A 19,145-nucleotide genomic window follows, 5' to 3' on the forward strand; every position below is an offset into this window, starting at 1 on the left:
CCTTCGGGTGCTTTTTTTTCGCCTAGTGAAAACGCAGCACGAATAACGCGCCGCCAAGCGGTGATTGAGAAATCGTGATACTGCCGCCTTGCAATTCTACATAGCGTTTTACAATGGATAACCCCAATCCAATGCCACCGGACGCGCGGTCACGACTTTTATCTAAGCGCACAAATGGCTCAAAGATCGCTTCCCGTTCCGCCTCCGGAATACCAATGCCATCATCGTGGACCTGAATTTCTACCCCTCGTTCAAACGGTAGCAGACGAATCTGCACCTCAGAACAGGCATAACGCACTGCGTTTCGGATCAGATTATCCAAAATCCGTAACATCGCCGACTTATCGGTATTAACTGTCGGGCAATCCGCCTCACAACGTAATTGATACCTTAACGCTGGGTGTGTCTCACGGTAGCGGGTCAATACCATCTCCGCTAACACGGCAAAATCATTCTGTTCACGATGTAACACCGGGGTTTCGCGATCGAATCTGGCATACACCAGTAATTCTTCCACCAGCGCGTTGAGTTCCTCGATACTTTCATCGATGCGCTGTAAATATCGCGTTCTATCCGATTCGTTTTCTGCATCTTTAAGCATTTCATGAGCAAAACGAATGCGTGCAATCGGCGTTTTTAACTCATGGGATACCGCATGGGATAAGGTTTTATGTGAGGTAATCAGCGCCTGAATACGCGCGGCCATGGCATTAAAGCGCTGTGCCAGGGGTTGCAGTGTACTGGTCAGGCGTCGCGGCGCTCTGGCATCCAGATTACCTTGTCCAAACTGTTCTGCCGCACGGTTGATCGTAATAATGCCGTGAGAAATGGGCCACGCCCACACAAACACCACCAACGCCAGACCGCCCAACACAAACAGCGACATCAGCGCTTCCACCCCGCTGCCCACATCATTAAAAATGGGCCCGAATACAATGAAATCGTCAGCATCCATTCGCTGCTGCAAATACCAGCTGGCACCATCGGTATCGCTAAATACACTGACGATCCCTCCTTCTTGCAGGTACTGTGTCTGCTCCACACTTAATTGCGCATCCTGCAGCAAGGCTGGCAATTGCGCTGCACTGGCCACATGAATGCCGTAGCCAAAGGAGCTGCTGAACGCATCTAAATAAATCTGTTGCTGCTCGGCCGGATAACGCGCGAGCTCGCGGTTAACCAGAAAAAACGTGCCGCGGTGCAGATCAACGTCACTGGTGTGTGCGGTTTGTTGGCTATAAACGTCATACAGTTTATCGATTGACCAACCCAGCGCGATGAAGGTTAACAGGGCAAACAGGTAAAAGCGGACAAACAAGGATTTCATTCAGGTGTTATTCCCAGGCATCTGCCACAAACAAATAGCCCTTTTTCCACACGGTTTTAATTTTCTGCGGATGATTACCATCGTCACCGAGCTTTTTGCGCAGACGCGACACCAGTGTATCCACCGTTCTGTCCAGACCGTCATAAGCGAACCCACGCAGGGCATTGGTCAGTTCATCACGACTGACAATTTGCCCGGCTTTTTCTGCCAGTAAAGTTAACAGGGCTAATTCACTGGTGGTCAGTTCCAGTGGTTGTCCGGCCAACTCTACTAACTGTCGGCTGTTATTGATCGCCAGTTGGCCAAATTGGATTATCTCCTGCGTGTTCTTGCTGTGCGCACCTGCATCATTGGCACTGAAACGGCGTAATATGGCTTTAACCCGAGCCAACAGGAGTCTGGGTTGCACCGGTTTGCAGATATAATCATCGGCTCCCACTTCCAGCCCGACAATCTGATCAACGTCATCGGTCAATGCGGTTAACATCAGTACGGGTATTTGGCTGTGATTGCGCAGTTCGCGACAAATATCCAGGCCGTTCTTGCCGGGTAACATCAGATCCAGCACCACAATATCCGGCTTAGCAGCAAGAATTTTCTGTGCAGCCTGCTCGCCATGATGCTCGACCGTGACGTGAAAACCGTGCATCTCAAAATATTCTTTCACCAGAGATGCCAGCCCCTGATCATCTTCCACTAAAAAGAGCTTTGCGCCGTCGATATTGTCCACTGACATCATTATTCCTTTAAAAAGCCGGCACACTGTGCCGGCGAATTTGCTTAGAGATTAAAAACGGTATTGCAAATACACATTGGCGCTACGTTTAAATTGCGCATCGGCTTTATAGCCGTTAGCCACTGCATCAAAATCGGTATACGTCAGGCCAATACCCACATCTATATGCCGCGCCACGTTGTAATTCAGCCCCAAAGACGCTTCATAGGCATGATTCTGGTTAAAATCATGCAGATCCCGGTAGGTATAATCGGCACTTAGCGTCCACTTATCCATCAGATTCTGCGCAACGCCCAATGTGTAGCGCATCTCCTTTTTGTTTTGCAGTACTTCTTCATTCCAGAAGGTGTAATCCACGCCAAAGTTAACTGCTGTGTCACGGTTTAACACGTATTTACCGTACACACCGGCACCGTAGCCCAGCGCATCGCCGTTTTGTCGCGACTCATAATAACCCCGTAAACCGGCATTCACGGCTAATTCCAGTCCCATACCATTGTCACTGCGCGGTAAAAAACGATAACTCATGCCACCCAGACCAATACTGAAATCATCGGTCAAGCCATAGCCCAGACCCAGATCCAGTTCCCAGTCGTGCTTACCATCGGTATTGCCATAACTCGCACCCGCGACCAGATTCAGTTCACCATCTTTTAGTGTTAACGGGCGCAAAATGGGATTGGCCGGACTCAGTTCATTGGCAACCGTGGTCGCAGATAACAATAACAGACTTAATGCAGCAAATTTTTTCATCAGAGTTTTCTCCATAGGTGTGTTCGACGGAGAAATACTAAAAACATTTGGCATTTCAATCTGTGCGCTTTGTGTAGCGTTGTGTCCGCGGATTGTGAAAAACTGTCAACCTAACTGGGTGGTTTATGTCAAAACATGTCTAGCGACATACTTTGTTAAAATACCCGCCAAAAACCGCTGCGCCGCCGGGCACGGATACGTTGTTCTAACTCACCGATTACCCGCACCTCTACTCTGCTGACCACTTCATTGGTCGAGGCAGTCATGATGAACTCGACCTGCCCTGCGCTTCTGAATGTCATTGAGTACACACCAGTCCAACTATCTTGCCAGCACTTAAGTGGCTCTGGCTGATCCGCAATCCAAATACAATAATTACCGGCTACTGGCGTTTCCCACAGCAAGGATAAGTTCATTTCACATACTTGCTGCTCATCACCGATAACACACACACCGGGGCTGGCCAACAGGCTGGTTACCGCACTTCTCTCTGGTGCGGTTTGTGCCAGTGCATGTGATGCACTGAGCAATGTGATTAGCAGGGAAATCCGTTTCAGCATGGGCAGCTCAGAATGACCAGACCGCACCGATGCCAATGTTAAACGCATCTTTATGAGGGTTAACTATGGGGCTGTCCGCAATAGCGGCATTGATTAAATTGTATGAGGCAAACCCCACCAGTGACCAGTTATCCCCCATCGGCCGCTCGGCGTATAAACGCACCGAGCCAATCATGCCACTGTCAGCCTGATAGGCTGGGCGCTGCTCTGTTACCTCATTGGCCCGCACACCAAAATAATAATCCGTGGCTTTGGACGAAATATACGTCAGGCCAACAGACGGCAGATAAAACACTTTACGGGTGAAAATGGGCCGCGCGATTTCCAGTGTGGCAACCGTGCCGTTATGGCGATCCAGCATGTCATGCAACAACCTGACCCGCACTTCATAGCTGTCAAACTCACGCAGATACTCAATGCCGCCCTCCAGCGACGCCAGGCGATCATCGATACCGTATAACTTGTCACCGGGACGGGATTCATTGTCAGTAACAGAGACAAAATAAGACTCAGCCACCAGACTTAGTTGGGATCGTTCCGAGGTTTGTAGCTTGTAACCCAACGTCAGCGGGTGACGGGTATGGGGGCTCAGTTCCAGATAAAAGTCATCATAATAGACACCGCCAATCAGCAGTACAGCAAGGTTAACCTCGCCTTTTTCATCATAACTATCATCGATAAATCCGCGTACATAATGGGCAGAGATGCCGAGATCCGCTTCCCAGCGCCAGCCTTCGGTTTCCTCTTGCTGCGCCTGAGCCCGCGAACACAGACTCAACAACACTAAGCTGGAAATAACTAAAATTACACTGCGCACCGGCCTGCCCCTGCTCTTTCATGCCTTATCATCTGCCTGATTTTGTTAGCTTTTTAGACAGACTGGCGATTAACCTCATTGTGCCGCCAGTGTAAGGTAATCACTACCGAAAAGTTGTGAAAATTTGTAAACGGCGCTCTCAGTGGTCCTGCTCGCGAAGACACACCGGCTCGTCATTGGGGATGAGATAACACAGTGTGCCATTGATTTGCTGTGGCATGCTGCCATCCAGCGGGGATGGGATGTGTTGCATATCAACATCCCGATTACTTCTCAGAAACTGTTTCAGCAATAACGACTTAAGCTTCACCCGTAGCAAATCGGGCTTGAAATCAACAAAATGCGGGGGCACTTCTGTTGCCAAAATATCAGAAAAAAGATTAACAAAATCATATTCATACCATGGTTTATTGGTTTTGAATTTTGCTCTTTCTCCGTCTCGGTCTAAAAATAAACGAACATAATCATTGGTTGCCCGGTTTGGTTTGTACACAAGTCTGTAAACCCACTTAGGGTATCCCGCAAATGCGTGCTCAATTGGCTCTCCCTGTCCAGCGATTAGATTCAAAAACTCGTGATGATAATTATTGTTTCTGACCAGTTCCCTTTCATGCATCCTCAACCAACCATATTCAGAAAAAGCACATTCGTAAGGTTGTTCAAATCCACTTTGTAGCACGTCAGCTTGCAGATAGTCGTTGGCAGATGCGACATACAATGTTTGGATGAGGCGTTCAGAAAGCATTAAGCCATAAATCAATGGCATCCATTCATCACTCTGACAGGTAAGACTGTTAACAAGCCGAGTCACGCCTTGCATGTGCGCGTTGAAACTTGCGTAATCATTTTTTAACAAATCAATGATAAGCAGGTTTGCATAAGCGCGGGGCAACGCTGACAGGCCCAGTTGTATATCGCGCCAGTCAGGTTTGCCTAGATGAAAAAATCCATCAGCCTTGTCAAGCTGGTACAATTGGTTCAACTGTTGCTCGTTGCGCTGCAACAATTGCTCAATATTTTCTAGTTCCCGCTCCACATTTTTAAAACAATCAATGTCTGCGACTTCACAAATATTCGCCAGTTCATCGAAAACACGGTTATATCCGGGCTCCCGCTCGCCAGATTCCAGCAAGTGTTGATACACACCTTTGCCCTCAACAAGTATGTCTTGAGCACTTGTGGACAACCCAAGCAACATAAAATAACCATCGGTACCACGACTTCTGGGTTGGTTATATTGTTCTACCAACTCTGCAACCTCGGGCAACAATTCATCATCGCTGAACAGACGCCAGCAAAACAGTGCCAACAGCGTGAGCACAATGGGAATAATCAAGTAAGAAATCCGTGTCTTTGTGTGCATTATCATCCTTAATGAGTTCAGCCCAGCCGGTTGCAAGCTTGAGCTTTTTGAAAATTGCTAAACGTTGTGCTCAGGCTTTGCAAGACACACCGGCTCGTCATTGGGGATGAGATAACACAGTGCGCCATTGATTTCCTGAGGCATGCTGCCATCCAGCGGGGATGGGATTTGCCAGTTATCTACGCCCTCGGTTTTCAACAGGGTTTGTTTAAATAACAAATACATCATGTGGTTGTTCCCAAGGTCATATTCGATTTCGATAATTCGCGGAAATGCAGTTACCAGCAGAATATCTCCCACAATATTTAATGGGTCGGCTTTGTACCATCGCCAATTTTTTAATTGTTCTCTCCGTGACTGTTGCTCCGTCTCGTCCGCAAACCAAAAGCGATAGGCTTTATTTTTGGTGCGGTTAACTTTGAACAGGATGGTATGCGACCATGATGGAAACCCTTGCAGACCCGAACCGACCATTGCTTCATTTTGAGAAGTTGTACGCTTAACCCAATCCATCATATTCAGGGTAATAACAAATTCACGCTCAACTATGCGCAGCCTGCCTGACGGTGCTAATGCGCAATCGACTTGCCAATTCTCGTCATTCAAAAATGAGGGATCGGGTGCCATGCCATGCTGGACGGCACGCTGTGCTGTTTGAATCAGGCGCATACGCAGGACAATCCCCATAATCAGTGAGATTGGTGTATCACTTTCACAGACTAACTTGCCGGCTAATTGTGCGGCCAGTGAAAAGTGATATTTAAACGCCTGGAAATTGTGCTCCGCAATATTGAACAATAACAAGTTACTGAAAGCCTTGTGTAACTCGGTAAAGGGCTGGATGTCTTCCTCAAAACTGGGGATGCCCGGATGAAAAAATCCTTCTGCGTTACTCAGTTGGATCAATTGCTCAATGTGCTGCTGACTGCTCGCCACTATCGCCCGTATTTCGTTTAGGTTAGTGCGAATATCCTGTAAACACGCCGCGTTGGATTCCTCGCAAATCGTGTTTAACCCTGCGCCGGTTAAATCTTCCAGTCGGGGCTTATTCGCTAATGTCTGTCGCTGCTGATACACCCGTTTGCCGGCCGCAAGCAAATCCTGCTCGTCCGTGGTCAAACCAAATAGCATATAAAACCCATCGGTACCGCTGCTTCCGGGCTGGTTATACTGGGCTTGTAATGCTGCCACTTCAGGCATCAGCGGATCATCGCTCAACAACCGCCACCACAATGCGCCAAACAGGCAAATAACGCCGCCAATAACTACCCAACGGAAAGTATTACGAGAAACCGGTAATGTCACACAGCCTCGCTGCTTTGGCGTTTCGTTTCGAGGGCGGCATACAGGTATTCGGTGAAAAAACCATGCATTAAAAAGCGCTGTCCCAGATTCCACGGGCCGACCAGATACAAGGGGAACTTGTTATAGGCCATTTCTGCCAGTGCCGGGGTGGCCAGAATATCACTCAGGCGTAACGCAATGGATTGGTCGAGATTAAAGCCATTGATAGCATCCCGGTATTCTTCCCGGGTCAGCAGCAAACAAAACAGGCACATAAACAGCGCATGTGCGCTTTCAAAATCAACCACCTGTGTCCAGCGTTTTTTGACCTGGAACTGTTGCATATCAATGGGTTGCCAGGCTTGCCAGTTTAACGAGTTGGCATGGGTAGCGTTGCCCTTGTCCCAGTAACCCAGCGCCTTAAACACCCGGAACAGTTCCTGATCATGTTTAACAAAGCTGTCTTCGCGCATATCGGCAATGGTTTTGGGATACAGGCGCAATAACTCAGGCGGTGTTTTGCCTGAATTAGTAGCAAGAAAATTCAGTAAATTTGACTCAGTGGCATAGTGTCGCAGGATCAGCAAATTCGCCTCGTAACTGACAAAGTGCTTACAGAACCAGCAAATCGTCCACTGTAATACTCCATGGGCTCGAAACTGGGGTAACGGCAGACGCTTAAAAAACCATGTCAGGTGCAACAATATGGCAAACAGAAACTGCAAAATGGGCCTGGCTGTCCAGCGAAACGGGTTATCCAGATCCTTCAGCCATAAATCGACGGCCGCTTGTTCGATAGGAAAACTGTTGTCATATTGCAGCGCCTGCAAGTAGGCACTGCGCTGCTGATTATTCATCGATATGCTCCAGTTGTAAGCAATACAAACGAGCGACGACTTGTGCGGTCATGGTGATATCCTCAGCTGCCTCCTCACTCACACATACCCTGTCTAACATGCTAAATAGCTTATCCATGTGTGCATCGTCATTGTCACCGTGGTACTGCATAAACGTGGTTGCATTCTCGATAGCCAACAACTCTGTAATACGTTGCGCCCAGCTTTCGGCCATTTTCTGGCCCAGCCCCTCAATGATCCACATGGCACCAATGAGTCCAATTGGATTTGGTTGTGATGCGCGATACATCATATATCCATGCAACGCCTCGCTACCCAGATTACGGGATTTGCTCTGAATCGCGGCCAGTTCGCCGCCAACCGCCTGATAATCCCGTTCAAGGAATTCATAGTCTCGGTGTTCTTCTTTGGCGTGACCAATCACCATAGAGCGCACATCGGCATAATCACGATCAAAACTGGATGCGCCGCGGCTAATCCAGCGTGAACCTTCGATAACCTGCTGACGCAGGTTCAATAACAGCGCCCGATAGTCATTCACATCAAACTGGCCCATTTCGAGGCGGCGAATAATCGGCACGCGGTTGAGATCCCGCTCAAATGCGAACCAGATCTGCATCAAATTTTGCAAACACTGCTGTGCATGCGGGTTTAGGGACTGCGTCATTCGTTCTCCACCACCGTCAGGTGCATATAAGCCACATTAAAACGCCCGCTTTCGGGCACCATACAGATAATGCGATCGCCAACCTGATAGGACTGAGTGCGCATAAACTCGTCCAGCATAATCAGGATAGATGCGCAGCCCGTGTTGCCGCGTTCATACAAATTGGTGTACCACTTTGACTCCGGGATAGCGACGCCAGCCATGCTCATCAGTTGAAATATGCGGCTCTTGAAGTAGGCCGATGAGAAGTGACACAACACATGATCGATATCCCCGGGTGCGGTCATCCCGTCGCGGATGAGACGTAAAAAGCCATCTACGCCCATCTTGACGATATTCTCTAATAGCCGCACATCCTGACGCAGTAACAGCGCGCCGGCTTTTTCCGCATCGGCATACTGCGGATAATCCTGCCAGGTGCGTGAGTCTGTGGCGTCGCGCCCCTGCCCGACACTCATACAGGTTGGGTAAGCATCGGCATGGGAATAACTTTTAATCCAGTCAATCCGAAAACAGCGACCGCGTGGTGCATTCTCCAGCAATATTGCACCGGCACCGTCGGATAACATCCAGCGCAGAAATTCGGCATTGAAGTCCACGCTTTCGTCACTCAGCACCTCATAACGCCCCGCTTTAAACAATCGCGACACCAACTCACTGCATACCACTAAGCCACGGCGATGCTCCCCACACTGAATTGCCATCCAGGCATACTTAACCGCCATCAGGCTGGACGAACAGATGCCATGGGCGCTGTTAATCTCGGCGTGTGGCAACGCCAATTCAGCCTGCACCAAACTGGCAAAGCCCGGCAACACCATATCCCCCTGACTGGTAGCACAACTGAGCAGTGGGATATCCGCGGGAGTAAAGGGGCTATGCTGCAAACAATCTCGCGCGGCTTCGGCGGCCATCGCCTGGTTGCTGATCAAGGTGTTGTGCGCAGCATCAATCGCATAATGGCGCTGTTTTATGCCGTTTGAACTGAGTATTTTGTTTTTAAGACGACTGGGCTTACCGTGCACCTTACCCAAAATCGTTTCCATCTCGTCGTTGTCCACGGCTGGGCCAGGCAAAAAATGCCCGCTACTGGTGATATACACCGTCATGCTGTGGCTCCTTGCCATTTGGCCCACAGACACCGCAGTATTTCCTCGCAATAAGGGATCACACAGACGATAGCCATAAAGCCCAGATAGACAGGCAAATAACTGTCCCCGCCCCAGGGTTGTTCAATCCTTTCAAAGGCAAAGGCGCCGGTAAAATCGAACTGGAATAATTTCAGCGCTACCGGCCAGTTAATAATAAAAATGATCGACAACATATACAGCGGCAAGGTGGCCAGATAACTATGAGCATGCATTTCCCAGATACTGATATGCCGTTTGGGCGCCGCATAATGCACATCATAATGAGCGACCGCTTCGTGCAATAACCACACGGCAATACAAATCAGTAAGATGCCCTGATCGATACGAAAAACCAGACAAAGAATGATTGGAATGGCAATTTGAATGCCCATTACTGAATGCAAAAAGGATTCAAACAGGCCGGAATTGTGTTCGATGTGGGTCGCCCGGTGACACAGCCAGTCAATAAAGCCAGCAATGCCCCATAAAGGCAGAAACAAAAATAACAGTAAATTGATCAGTAAATCGCTGGTATCCACGGCGCAACTCCTTATCACTGCGACGCTAAAAGGTGCCGGAGAGTTCCTCCGGCACTAGCTAACTTACTGATTTTTTAAATAATCCGCTACCAAAAATGCCAGCTCTAACACCTGGTCGGCGTTCAGACGCGGATCACACTGGGTTTTGTAGCACTCCATTAAATCAGACTCGCTGATTTTATACGCACCACCAACACATTCCGTCACGTGTTGCCCGGTCATTTCCAGATGGATCCCGCCGGCGTGAGAACTTTCCGCGCGGTGAATCTGGAAGAACTGCATGATTTCACGCAGGATGTCGTCAAAGTTACGGGTTTTCAGACCATTGGAAGCACTGCGGGTATTGCCGTGCATCGGATCCGAACTCCACACCACATGACGCCCTTCGGCCTGTACGCGACGAATCAAGCGCGGAAGATTTTCTGCCAGATTGTCCGCGCCCATGCGGGTAATCAGTGTCACTCTGCCCGCTTTGTTAGCTGGGTTAAGTGCATCAATCATGCGGATCAGGTCATCTTCCTGGATAGTCGGACCAATCTTCACCCCAATTGGGTTATTGATGCCGCGGAAAAACTCCACATGGGCATGATCCAACTGGCGGGTACGCTCACCAATCCACAGCATGTGCGCTGAGCAGTCATACCAGGTATCGGTCAGTGTATCCTTGCGCGTCAGTGCCTGTTCATAATTCAGCAACAGTGCCTCATGGGAGGTATACAGCGAAGTCTCACGAATGGCTGGATGGGTATCGGAATTAATCCCGACTACCGACATGAATTCCAGTGCATCGGTTAAACTGCTGGCCATGGCCTGATAGCGTTCTTTAAGCGGATTATTCTCCACAAACGCCATATTCCAGCGATTCACTTCGTGCAAATCAGCCAAACCACCCTGCGCAAAGGCGCGCAACAGGTTAAGGGTCGATGCACTGCGGTGGTACGCCTCAATCAGACGATTTGGATCCGGGCGCCGGGCTGCTTCGTTAAATTCAAAACTGTTAATGATATCGCCACGATAACTAGGCAATGAAATACCGTCGCGGGTTTCAAAGTCACCACTACGCGGTTTCGCATACTGCCCGGCCATCCGCGCCACTTTGGTCACATGGCACTTACCGGCGAAGGTCAGCACAATGGCCATTTGCAGAATAACTTTAAAGGTATCGCGAATCTTCGGCGCGTTGAATTCATCAAACGACTCTGCGCAGTCGCCGCCTTGTAATAAAAAGCCATTGCCATTGGCAATATTGGCCAGCTCCGCATGTAACTGCCGCGCTTCAGCAGCAAAGACCAGCGGAGGATACGATTTCAACCTGGCTTCAACGTCAGCCAATTGGGCCGCATCGTCATAGGTTGGTTGTTGCAGGATCGGCTTTTGCCGCCAGCTATCCGGTTGCCAGTCGTTCACGGGAAATTCCTCAGTTCGGTGATCCATCGGCGGGAAAAGGTGCCGATGACCAAACAATACGCACCTCGCAGGGCATTTTCAACGCTGTTAAGGCCGACTTTGGTCTATCTGTCGCACAACTGGTTGAAAAACATCCAGCGGGCAGGCAAACACCTCACTTAACAGGCTGGCATTGAGCGTATCAGCAGGCTTTCCCTGCTTCACCAGTTGCCCTTGATCAAGCAGCAACACCTCATCTGCAAATCGTGCCGACAGCGCCAAATCGTGGCAACTCATCACAATCAGGTTACCTCGTTTGGCAAAATACTGTAACAGTGCGAGCAAACTGTGCTGATGACGAATATCCAGTCCCTGCATGGGTTCATCCAGCAGCAATAATCCATTACCGGCATTAAGCTGCGTGAGTAACGGCGCGAGTGTCATCGCCAGATGCACACGACGCTGTTCGCCGCCGGATAATTGGTTAAAGGGTCGTGACCAGAATAAGTCGATTTCCAATGCCTGATTAAGCACATCCGGGCAGCGTTGTTGGCCGGCAAAAAACGCCATAACGTCGGCAACAGTCAGGCTAAATGCAGTGTGCAGACCCTGCGCCTGATAACCGCGGATGGCGGTCAAATCTGCCGGACTTAACGAATCAAGCGGGATCTGGTTATAACTTACCTGCCCGCTATCTGGCGTTAATACACCGGCCAGCACAGACAACAAACTGCTCTTGCCCGCGCCATTTGGCCCAATTAGGTGCACACACCGGCCACCGGCAAGGGTCAACGAGATCTCCCGCAGGCGCTGCGCCAGGCAGATGCTATCCGCGTGCAACAAGTGCCTGACTCCCACGATTGCGGTACAGCACCCAGATAAACCATGGGGCCCCTAAACTGGCAGTGATCAAACTCACCGGCAATGGCATACCCTGATTGAGTCGGCTACACCACAGCACGAATAACATCAGCGCTGCGCCACTCAGAGCACAAAACGGCAATAAATAACGATGATCGTGCCCGACCAACTGGCGTAAACCGTGGGGCACCAACAAACCAATAAACGCTACCGAACCGGCCAAAGACACCGCAATCCCGACCAATAATGCGCTGCACAGCAGCATGATTTTTTCAAATCGGGGCAGATTAATCCCATGAATTCGTGCCTGCAGTGGGCCAAGGTAGAGCAAATTAAAGGCGGCGCGGCGCCACATCACATATCCCAGCACCGGCAACATTACCCCTGCGGCCGCCAGCGTTAATGGCAGATCGGCCTGATCCAGACTGCCCATTAGCCAGAACGTCAGGTTACGTAGTGATTGTGCATCGGCAACCCAGAATAGCCAGGCAATGGCAGCACTGAGCAAGGTGGAAACCGCAATGCCAGCCAGAATTACCGCAGCCGGTGACAGATCGCCAATACGTCTGGCTAACAGGAAAATCACCAGGGTGCTGAACAATGCGCCGATAAAACATGCCAGTGGCAGCCAGTATACCGGCAGCGATATTCCCACACTGCCTAAGCCCAGCAGACATATCGCCGCCACAAAACTTGCGCCACTATTGATACCAATGATGCCGGGATCCGCTAACGGATTCGCCAGAATGATTTGCAGGGTTGCCGCGCTGGTGGTCAGTCCGGCACCGACCAATATGGCGGTCAGCACCTGTGGCAAACGCAGTTGCCAGATGATTTGGCCCTGAACGTCAGGGGCTAAGGAACCGGGTAATGCAGTAAACAGATAACTCAGTGCCAGCGCAACACATAGCCCGCATAGAAGCAGTAATGCCCTGGCATGGCGGTGTTCAGACACGGGTTAAATGCTGTATTAGGCCATCACTGGCCTGCTCAATTAAATCCAGCACGTATTCAAACCCGCCAGTGCCGCCGTAGTAAGGATCAGGCACATGCTGCTCTTCAGCGTCGGCAAAGCTCAGGAATAAACGGATTTTGTGTTGATGATCTGGCGGGCATTTACGCATTAGATCATCAAAATTTTGCTGGTCCATCGCCAGAATCAAATCGAAGCGATGAAAGTCATTGTCTTCCACACGGCGCGCATGCAGCCCGCTGAAATCATATCCGCGGCGTTGTCCCGCTTCTGCGGAGCGCGGATCGGGTTTCGCCCCACGGTGATAGCCTTGTGTGCCGGCAGAGTCAATATCCAGTTTTAGTCCCGCATCACGGGCTTTATGGGTAAAAACGGCTTCTGCGGTAGGAGAACGGCAAATATTGCCTAAACAAACAAACAAGACAGAACGAATCATGGTAGCTGGCTTCCCGCCGATTTATATTTCGAAAACCGGATAGTAACCAGCCACCAAGAGATTGAAAAGCCTGTTAATTTAAATTTTGCAGGGCGGCGATCCGCTTATCCAGCGGCGGGTGACTCATTAACAACTCGCTGATACTGCGTTTATTGATAATACCCAGTGCCATCATCGTGCCATCCAGTTGCGATTCCTGGCTCATTTTCAGGCGTTTCAGGGCACCAATCATCTTATTGCGCCCCACTAAGCGCGCAGAGCCTGCATCGGCGCGAAACTCGCGTTGACGGCTGAACCACATCAGAATAAAGCTGGCCAGGAAACCCAATACTAGTTCCAGCACCATCACAATCCCATAATACGCAAAGGTGCCGAGCCCTTCGCCACTATTGTTGTTGCCTCGGGTAGCGTTATTGATTGCACCAGCAATTAAACGGGCGGCAAAAATTACGAAGGTATTGATGATGCCCTGCAGCAAGGTCATGGTGACCATATCACCATTGGCAATGTGGCTGACTTCGTGGGCCAAAACCGCTTCCACTTCGTCGCGGCTCATATTGTCTAGCAGTCCGGTCGACACCGCGACCAGTGCATCATTACGGTTGGCGCCGGTGGCGAACGCATTCATATCCGGTGACTGATACATCGCCACTTCCGGCATACCAATGCCTGCTTGCTGCGCCTGACGGCGTACGGTATCGACTAACCAGCGCTCAGTGTCATTGCGCGGTGTCTCAATCACATACGCACCCACGCTGCGCTTGGCCATCCATTTCGACATCAACAGTGAGATAAACGCACCACCAAAACCAAAGATACTGGCAAAGACCAACAGGCCGCCGGTGTTGTCCATGCGCAAGCCGGTAAAGGCAAACACAATATTCATCACCATACTGAGTACCAGAATCACTGCCAGGTTAGTGGCAATAAATAACATCACGCGTTTCATAGATTCCTCGGTTAACAACGTCGTCTCGCCCTATTTTGTGGGCAATTTGCCAATTATCAAGGTGATAAACTGTCAACAAATGTGTCACCAAGTTGTTATACTCAGCCCACTGCTATTTCTATTTGCTAACCCCATGAATTTATTATTGTTAAGTAGCTCCCGCGCCGGTAACACCGGTTATCTGGAACATGCCCGCCCGCTGATCAACGACCATCTCAATGGCATCACCGATGTGTTGTTTATTCCTTTTGCCGGCGTCACCATTGACTGGGACACCTACACACTGACTGTGCAGGATGCTTTGCCCGAACTGACTATTCACGGTATTCATCAGTGTGAAGATGCCAAAACCGCCGTGCAGCAGGCTAAGGCCGTGCTAATTGGCGGCGGAAATACCTTCAATTTACTTAACGAACTGTATAAACAGGATTTGATTCAGGTATTGCGCGAGCGCTGCGCTGCCGGCATGCCTTATATCGGCTGGAGCGCGGGATCGAATGTAGCCGGGTTCAGCATTCGCACCACTAACGATATGCCGATTATCCAACCGCCGTCCTTCGATGCGCTGCAGTTTTTGCCGTTTCAGCTCAACCCACACTACAGCGATTATCAGCCTGAAGGTTTCCATGGTGAAACCCGCGCTCAGCGCCTTGCTGAATTTATGCGAGTCGATCCGGATATGCCCGTGGTTGCCATTCGTGAAGGCAGCGGCTTAAAACTGCACAAGGATCAGTTACGACTGGTGGGTGACAAACCCGGCGTGATTTTCCACGCTGGCCGTCAGTTAGACATCGAAGCAGGCTGCGATTTGTCAGAATTGCTCGGTTGACTTACAGCAGTGGTACGGTATCCAGATAAGGCAACGCCTCCGCCGGAGTCGCCACATTCGGCACTGTACCCAGCCTTGGCGCATTGAGTAACCGTTCCAGTGCGCGAATATTTTCCTCCACAAACGGCATATCTTTATCCAGCATATTCGCCACCCAGCCGCGTAGCCTGAGTCCATCATTGCGAATAGCTTCGGCCGTCAGGCGCGCGTGATTCAGACAACCGAGGCGCATCGACACGACCAGTACCACATCCATGTTTTCAGCAATCGCCAGATCGGATAAGAAACAATCATTGTTCAGCGGTGTTCGCCAGCCCCCTGCTCCTTCGGTCAGGATCACATCAGGTTGCATGGTGGTAAGCTGACTGTAGGCCGTGAGCAACGGCGTCAGGCCAAATTGCATACCGTGTTTTTGCGCCGCCAGATGCGGTGCCACGGCTTCATGTACAAACAACGGGTTCACCTGCTGGTAAGTCAGAGGGAGTGAGCTTTGCGCCATTAATTCCAGTGCATCCGGATTGCCGTTCGAATCGCCACCGGCGGCAACTGGCTTAAAGCCGACCACACTTAACCTGCGCTGACGCAGAGACTGCATAATCGCCGAACTGATAAAGGTTTTGCCCACTTCGGTATCCGTACCGGTAATAAATAGCTTACGCATCCTGATTGATTTCCATCTTGCTAAAGGTAAAAAAGCTCACTTCATAGGTGAGCGGTAAACGCCCATCCTGATCGCGCAGGCGCTCGTAACAACGCACAAACTCTTTTAATTCACTGCGCGATAGCGGCGCGACAGAGTCTCTGGTAGCGACCGCTCCAGCACCAATTTCTCTAATAGAATCAAACATTTCGCTCACTGACAAGTGATACGTGGTGTATTGGCGAATATCACAGTTAACCTCAAGCCCAACGCTCTGCAACGCCTGTTGCCAGCGACTGGCAGGCATAAAGCCAACCATACGCGCGGGACTGTTGCGCCAACAATGCTGCCATTGTGGGAAGGAACCGGCAGTCATAATCGTGACCACCCCACATCCACCCGGTGCCAGTATTCGCGCAATTTCAGCCGCAACGGTTTCAGGTTCACGGCTCCATTGCAGTACCATGGATGAAAACACCCTGGCACATTGCCCGCTCGCCAATGGCAGCGACTCGGCATCACCGCACAGCCAGCCAATCGTATCGCCATGTTGTTGCTTCGCGTAATCCAGCATACCCAACGCCAAATCCAGTCCAACCACACGACGGTGATGGCGACGCAATAATGCGGTAACACGGCCGGTCCCCGCGCCAATATCCAGCAAGACACCATCACTGACCGGTAACAGGCTGGCCGCCTGCTGCCCAATCAACCATTGCACCTGGGCTAATGCGTCGTAATCACCGGCGTGACGGCCAAATTGTTGGGCAATGCGCTGTTTCAACGCCACATCACTCATGCTGTCCACGCCTTACCAATCTTTTCAATTAACTGATTGATTTCATTATGGTTATGCAGCGCATTAAGCGTTATGCGTAACCTCTCCGTACCTTTTGACACGGTCGGAGAACGCATCGCGCCTACTAAAAACCCGTTCTGTTTGAGCATTGATGCGATTGTCATCACACGCTGATTGTCTCCAACCACAATCGGCTGAATTGCACTGTCTGATGGCATCAATTTAAGTCCGGCAAGCTCTGCTCGATGACGAAAGTGCGCAATATTTTGCTGTAATGCGGTACGCCGCCATGCATCACTTTTCACCAAATCGACAGCATGCAACGTGGCAAGCGCCTGATGCGCCGGCATGTGGGTACTGTAGATATAATGACGCGCACTGTTGCGGATAAAATCAATCACTTCGGCACTGGCGGCGACAAATGCACCCGAGGTGCCAAGCGCTTTGCCAAACGTGCCCATCAGGATAGCGACCTGTGAAGATGATAACCCTTGCTGATGACATGCACCGCGCCCCTGCTCACCACACACACCCAGACTGTGGGCTTCATCCACCACCAGCCAGGCGCCGTGATGACCGGTAACCTTGGCCAGTTCAGCTAACGGGGCTGTATCACCGTCCATGCTGAAAATCCCTTCGGTCAATACCAGCATATCTTCGCTCTGGGCGTTCAGCAGACGATTTAACTGCGCGGGATCGTTATGGGCAAAGCGGCGAAATGGCCGCCCGGACTGTTGCATCCCTTCAATACAGGATGCATGGATCAGTTTGTCCGCGAAAAAGCGAATATCGCCTTGCGCCAGTGCACTGCAAATGGCCTGATTAGCGGCAAACCCACTGTTAAACAACATTACAGATTCATAACCCAGCCACTGGGCAAGTGCCTGTTCCAGCGCAAGATGGGCATCGGTATAACCGCATACCAGCGGGCTGGCGCTGGCGCTGGGTGGAGTGTCGTTCAGCGCCTGTTGCCAGGCCTCACGTAACGACTCTGACTGGCCAATCCCCAAATAATCATTACTGGCAAAGTTGCACAGGCGGTGACCTTCAATTGCCAGCTGATTAGGCGCAAGCCACTTAACCGGCTGGGTTTGGCGATAAAGCCCATCTTCGCGGCGTTGCGCCAGCTGGCGGGCAATGAATTCAAACGCCATTAACGCCCTGCTGCGTCATAAAACAGCGCAGGCTCGCTTTGCTCGGCAATGGACTCACGGATCACCTGTTCATGCACCGCATCGTCGAAGCCACGATGTGGCTCTGGCGTGATCCCCAGGCGATTAAATAACTGTTGATCCTCATTGGCTTCCGGGTTCGGCGTGGTCAGCAATTTGCAGCCATAAAACACAGAATTCGCACCTGCCATAAAGCACAGCGCCTGCAGTTCGTCGCTCATGCCTTCACGCCCGGCTGACAAACGCACATGAGAGTGCGGCATCATGATGCGTGCCACCGCAATGGTGCGGACAAATTCAAACGGATCCAGATCTTTCTCAGACTCAAGAGGCGTACCGCCAACTTTAACCAGCATGTTGATGGGAACCGATTCAGGATGTGCCGGCAGATTAGCCAACTGCACCAGCAACCCGCTGCGATCGCTGGCGCTCTCACCCATTCCCACAATACCGCCGGAACACACTTTCATGCCCGCATCACGGACATTTTCAAGGGTGTTTAACCGATCCGCATAGGTACGGGTAGTAATAATCTCACCGTAGAATTCAGGCGAGGTATCCAGATTGTGATTGTAATAATCCAGTCCGGCCTGACTGAGCATGGCTGCCTGCTCTTTACTCAGCATACCGAGCGTCATGCATGTCTCCAGCCCAAGGGCTTTCACACCTTTGACCATCTCCAGAATGTAAGGCATGTCGCGATCTTTCGGGTTACGCCAGGCTGCGCCCATACAGAAACGGGTTGAACCCTGTGATTTAGCGCGCTCGGCCTCTTCCAGTACCTTTTGCACTTCCAGTAAACGCTCTTTTTCCAACCCGGTGTCGTAGCGCGCACTTTGCGGGCAATATTTGCAATCTTCCGGACAGGCGCCTGTTTTGATTGAAAGCAGTGTGCTGACCTGTACGTGGTTTGGATTAAAATGCTGACGATGCACAGTCTGCGCCTGAAATAACAAATCATTAAACGGCAGTGCGAAAAGTTGGTTTACTTCTGCCACTGTCCAGTCGTGGCGTACGGGGGATTGAGCTGTCATAGCAGGCCTTTACTTGGTGCGAATGCTGGCTTA

21 protein-coding genes are annotated in these 19,145 nt (G+C 50.7%); 1 reads left to right on the forward strand and 20 read right to left on the reverse strand.

Features of this window, described 5'->3' with window-relative positions:
- Positions 1 to 22: 22 nt before the first annotated feature.
- The 16 genes from TK45_RS07275 to htpX form a co-directional block, all read right to left on the reverse strand.
- Positions 23 to 1,327, reverse strand: a complete 1,305-nt coding sequence (locus tag TK45_RS07275) for an ATP-binding protein (RefSeq protein WP_131257987.1) — start codon at positions 1,325 to 1,327, stop codon at positions 23 to 25.
- Positions 1,328 to 1,334: 7 nt separating this feature from the next.
- Positions 1,335 to 2,063: a response regulator gene (locus TK45_RS07280; protein ID WP_131257988.1), complete on the reverse strand. Its 729-nt coding sequence runs from the start codon at positions 2,061 to 2,063 to the stop codon at positions 1,335 to 1,337.
- A 51-nt stretch (positions 2,064 to 2,114) separates the two neighbouring features.
- Positions 2,115 to 2,816, reverse strand: coding sequence for a porin (locus tag TK45_RS07285; protein ID WP_165490728.1), 702 nt, complete (start codon positions 2,814 to 2,816; stop codon positions 2,115 to 2,117).
- 155 nt (positions 2,817 to 2,971) lie between these two features.
- Positions 2,972 to 3,376 carry a DUF3019 domain-containing protein gene (locus TK45_RS07290; protein WP_165490729.1) on the reverse strand — a complete coding sequence of 135 codons (405 nt, stop codon included), beginning with the start codon at positions 3,374 to 3,376 and terminating at the stop codon, positions 2,972 to 2,974.
- Positions 3,377 to 3,383: 7 nt separating this feature from the next.
- Positions 3,384 to 4,193, reverse strand: a complete 810-nt coding sequence (locus TK45_RS07295) for a MipA/OmpV family protein (RefSeq protein WP_131257991.1) — start codon at positions 4,191 to 4,193, stop codon at positions 3,384 to 3,386.
- 139 nt (positions 4,194 to 4,332) lie between these two features.
- Positions 4,333 to 5,529 carry a hypothetical protein gene (locus TK45_RS07300; RefSeq protein ID WP_131257992.1) on the reverse strand — a complete coding sequence of 399 codons (1,197 nt, stop codon included), beginning with the start codon at positions 5,527 to 5,529 and terminating at the stop codon, positions 4,333 to 4,335.
- An 84-nt stretch (positions 5,530 to 5,613) separates the two neighbouring features.
- Positions 5,614 to 6,861 carry a hypothetical protein gene (locus tag TK45_RS07305; protein WP_131257993.1) on the reverse strand — a complete coding sequence of 416 codons (1,248 nt, stop codon included), beginning with the start codon at positions 6,859 to 6,861 and terminating at the stop codon, positions 5,614 to 5,616.
- Positions 6,858 to 7,697, reverse strand: coding sequence for a hypothetical protein (locus TK45_RS07310; RefSeq protein ID WP_131257994.1), 840 nt, complete (start codon positions 7,695 to 7,697; stop codon positions 6,858 to 6,860). Before TK45_RS07310 ends, TK45_RS07305 begins: the two co-directional genes overlap by 4 nt.
- A complete protein-coding gene (locus TK45_RS16225) occupies positions 7,690 to 8,364 on the reverse strand; it encodes an iron-containing redox enzyme family protein (RefSeq protein WP_165490730.1) in 675 nt (224 codons plus the stop codon). Before TK45_RS16225 ends, TK45_RS07310 begins: the two co-directional genes overlap by 8 nt.
- Positions 8,361 to 9,473 carry a beta-ketoacyl-ACP synthase III gene (locus TK45_RS16230; RefSeq protein WP_165490731.1) on the reverse strand — a complete coding sequence of 371 codons (1,113 nt, stop codon included), beginning with the start codon at positions 9,471 to 9,473 and terminating at the stop codon, positions 8,361 to 8,363. The genes TK45_RS16225 and TK45_RS16230 overlap by 4 nt, the downstream gene beginning before the upstream one ends.
- Positions 9,470 to 10,033 carry a diguanylate cyclase gene (locus TK45_RS07320; protein WP_131257995.1) on the reverse strand — a complete coding sequence of 188 codons (564 nt, stop codon included), beginning with the start codon at positions 10,031 to 10,033 and terminating at the stop codon, positions 9,470 to 9,472. Before TK45_RS07320 ends, TK45_RS16230 begins: the two co-directional genes overlap by 4 nt.
- A 63-nt stretch (positions 10,034 to 10,096) precedes the next feature.
- Complete coding sequence (locus TK45_RS07325) at positions 10,097 to 11,440, reverse strand: class II 3-deoxy-7-phosphoheptulonate synthase (RefSeq protein WP_131257996.1); 1,344 nt, start codon at positions 11,438 to 11,440, stop codon at positions 10,097 to 10,099.
- 87 nt (positions 11,441 to 11,527) lie between these two features.
- Positions 11,528 to 12,262, reverse strand: coding sequence for an ATP-binding cassette domain-containing protein (locus tag TK45_RS07330; RefSeq protein ID WP_165490732.1), 735 nt, complete (start codon positions 12,260 to 12,262; stop codon positions 11,528 to 11,530).
- Positions 12,246 to 13,235 (reverse strand): iron ABC transporter permease, encoded by a 990-nt coding sequence (locus TK45_RS07335; protein WP_131257998.1) that lies wholly within the window; start codon positions 13,233 to 13,235, stop codon positions 12,246 to 12,248. Before TK45_RS07335 ends, TK45_RS07330 begins: the two co-directional genes overlap by 17 nt.
- Positions 13,228 to 13,689 (reverse strand): low molecular weight protein-tyrosine-phosphatase, encoded by a 462-nt coding sequence (locus TK45_RS07340; protein WP_131257999.1) that lies wholly within the window; start codon positions 13,687 to 13,689, stop codon positions 13,228 to 13,230. Before TK45_RS07340 ends, TK45_RS07335 begins: the two co-directional genes overlap by 8 nt.
- Before the next feature lie 73 nt (positions 13,690 to 13,762).
- Positions 13,763 to 14,638 (reverse strand): protease HtpX, encoded by an 876-nt coding sequence (htpX, locus tag TK45_RS07345; RefSeq protein ID WP_131258000.1) that lies wholly within the window; start codon positions 14,636 to 14,638, stop codon positions 13,763 to 13,765.
- Positions 14,639 to 14,771: 133 nt separating this feature from the next.
- On the opposite strand from htpX, the gene pepE reads away from it, so the two are divergent.
- A complete protein-coding gene (gene pepE / locus TK45_RS07350) occupies positions 14,772 to 15,467 on the forward strand; it encodes a dipeptidase PepE (protein ID WP_131258001.1) in 696 nt (231 codons plus the stop codon).
- Position 15,468: 1 nt separating this feature from the next.
- Here the strand turns inward: pepE and bioD are convergent, their stop codons facing one another.
- Genes bioD through bioB form a run of 4 tightly spaced genes read right to left on the reverse strand, consistent with a single transcriptional unit; the run spans position 15,469 to position 19,112 of the window.
- Positions 15,469 to 16,128: a dethiobiotin synthase gene (bioD, locus tag TK45_RS07355; RefSeq protein WP_131258002.1), complete on the reverse strand. Its 660-nt coding sequence runs from the start codon at positions 16,126 to 16,128 to the stop codon at positions 15,469 to 15,471.
- Positions 16,121 to 16,906 carry a methyltransferase domain-containing protein gene (locus tag TK45_RS07360; RefSeq protein ID WP_131258003.1) on the reverse strand — a complete coding sequence of 262 codons (786 nt, stop codon included), beginning with the start codon at positions 16,904 to 16,906 and terminating at the stop codon, positions 16,121 to 16,123. The genes bioD and TK45_RS07360 overlap by 8 nt, the downstream gene beginning before the upstream one ends.
- The gene (locus TK45_RS07365; protein ID WP_131258004.1) at positions 16,903 to 18,060 is read right to left on the reverse strand and encodes an 8-amino-7-oxononanoate synthase; all 1,158 of its coding nucleotides are present in this window, start codon (positions 18,058 to 18,060) and stop codon (positions 16,903 to 16,905) included. Before TK45_RS07365 ends, TK45_RS07360 begins: the two co-directional genes overlap by 4 nt.
- Complete coding sequence (gene bioB, locus TK45_RS07370; RefSeq protein ID WP_131258005.1) at positions 18,060 to 19,112, reverse strand: biotin synthase BioB; 1,053 nt, start codon at positions 19,110 to 19,112, stop codon at positions 18,060 to 18,062. The genes TK45_RS07365 and bioB overlap by 1 nt, the downstream gene beginning before the upstream one ends.
- Positions 19,113 to 19,145: the final 33 nt, after the last annotated feature.

Origin of the sequence: Bowmanella sp. JS7-9, from assembly GCF_004329715.1 — a bacterium.
Taxonomy (GTDB): Bacteria; Pseudomonadota; Gammaproteobacteria; order Enterobacterales; family Alteromonadaceae; genus Pseudobowmanella; species Pseudobowmanella zhangzhouensis.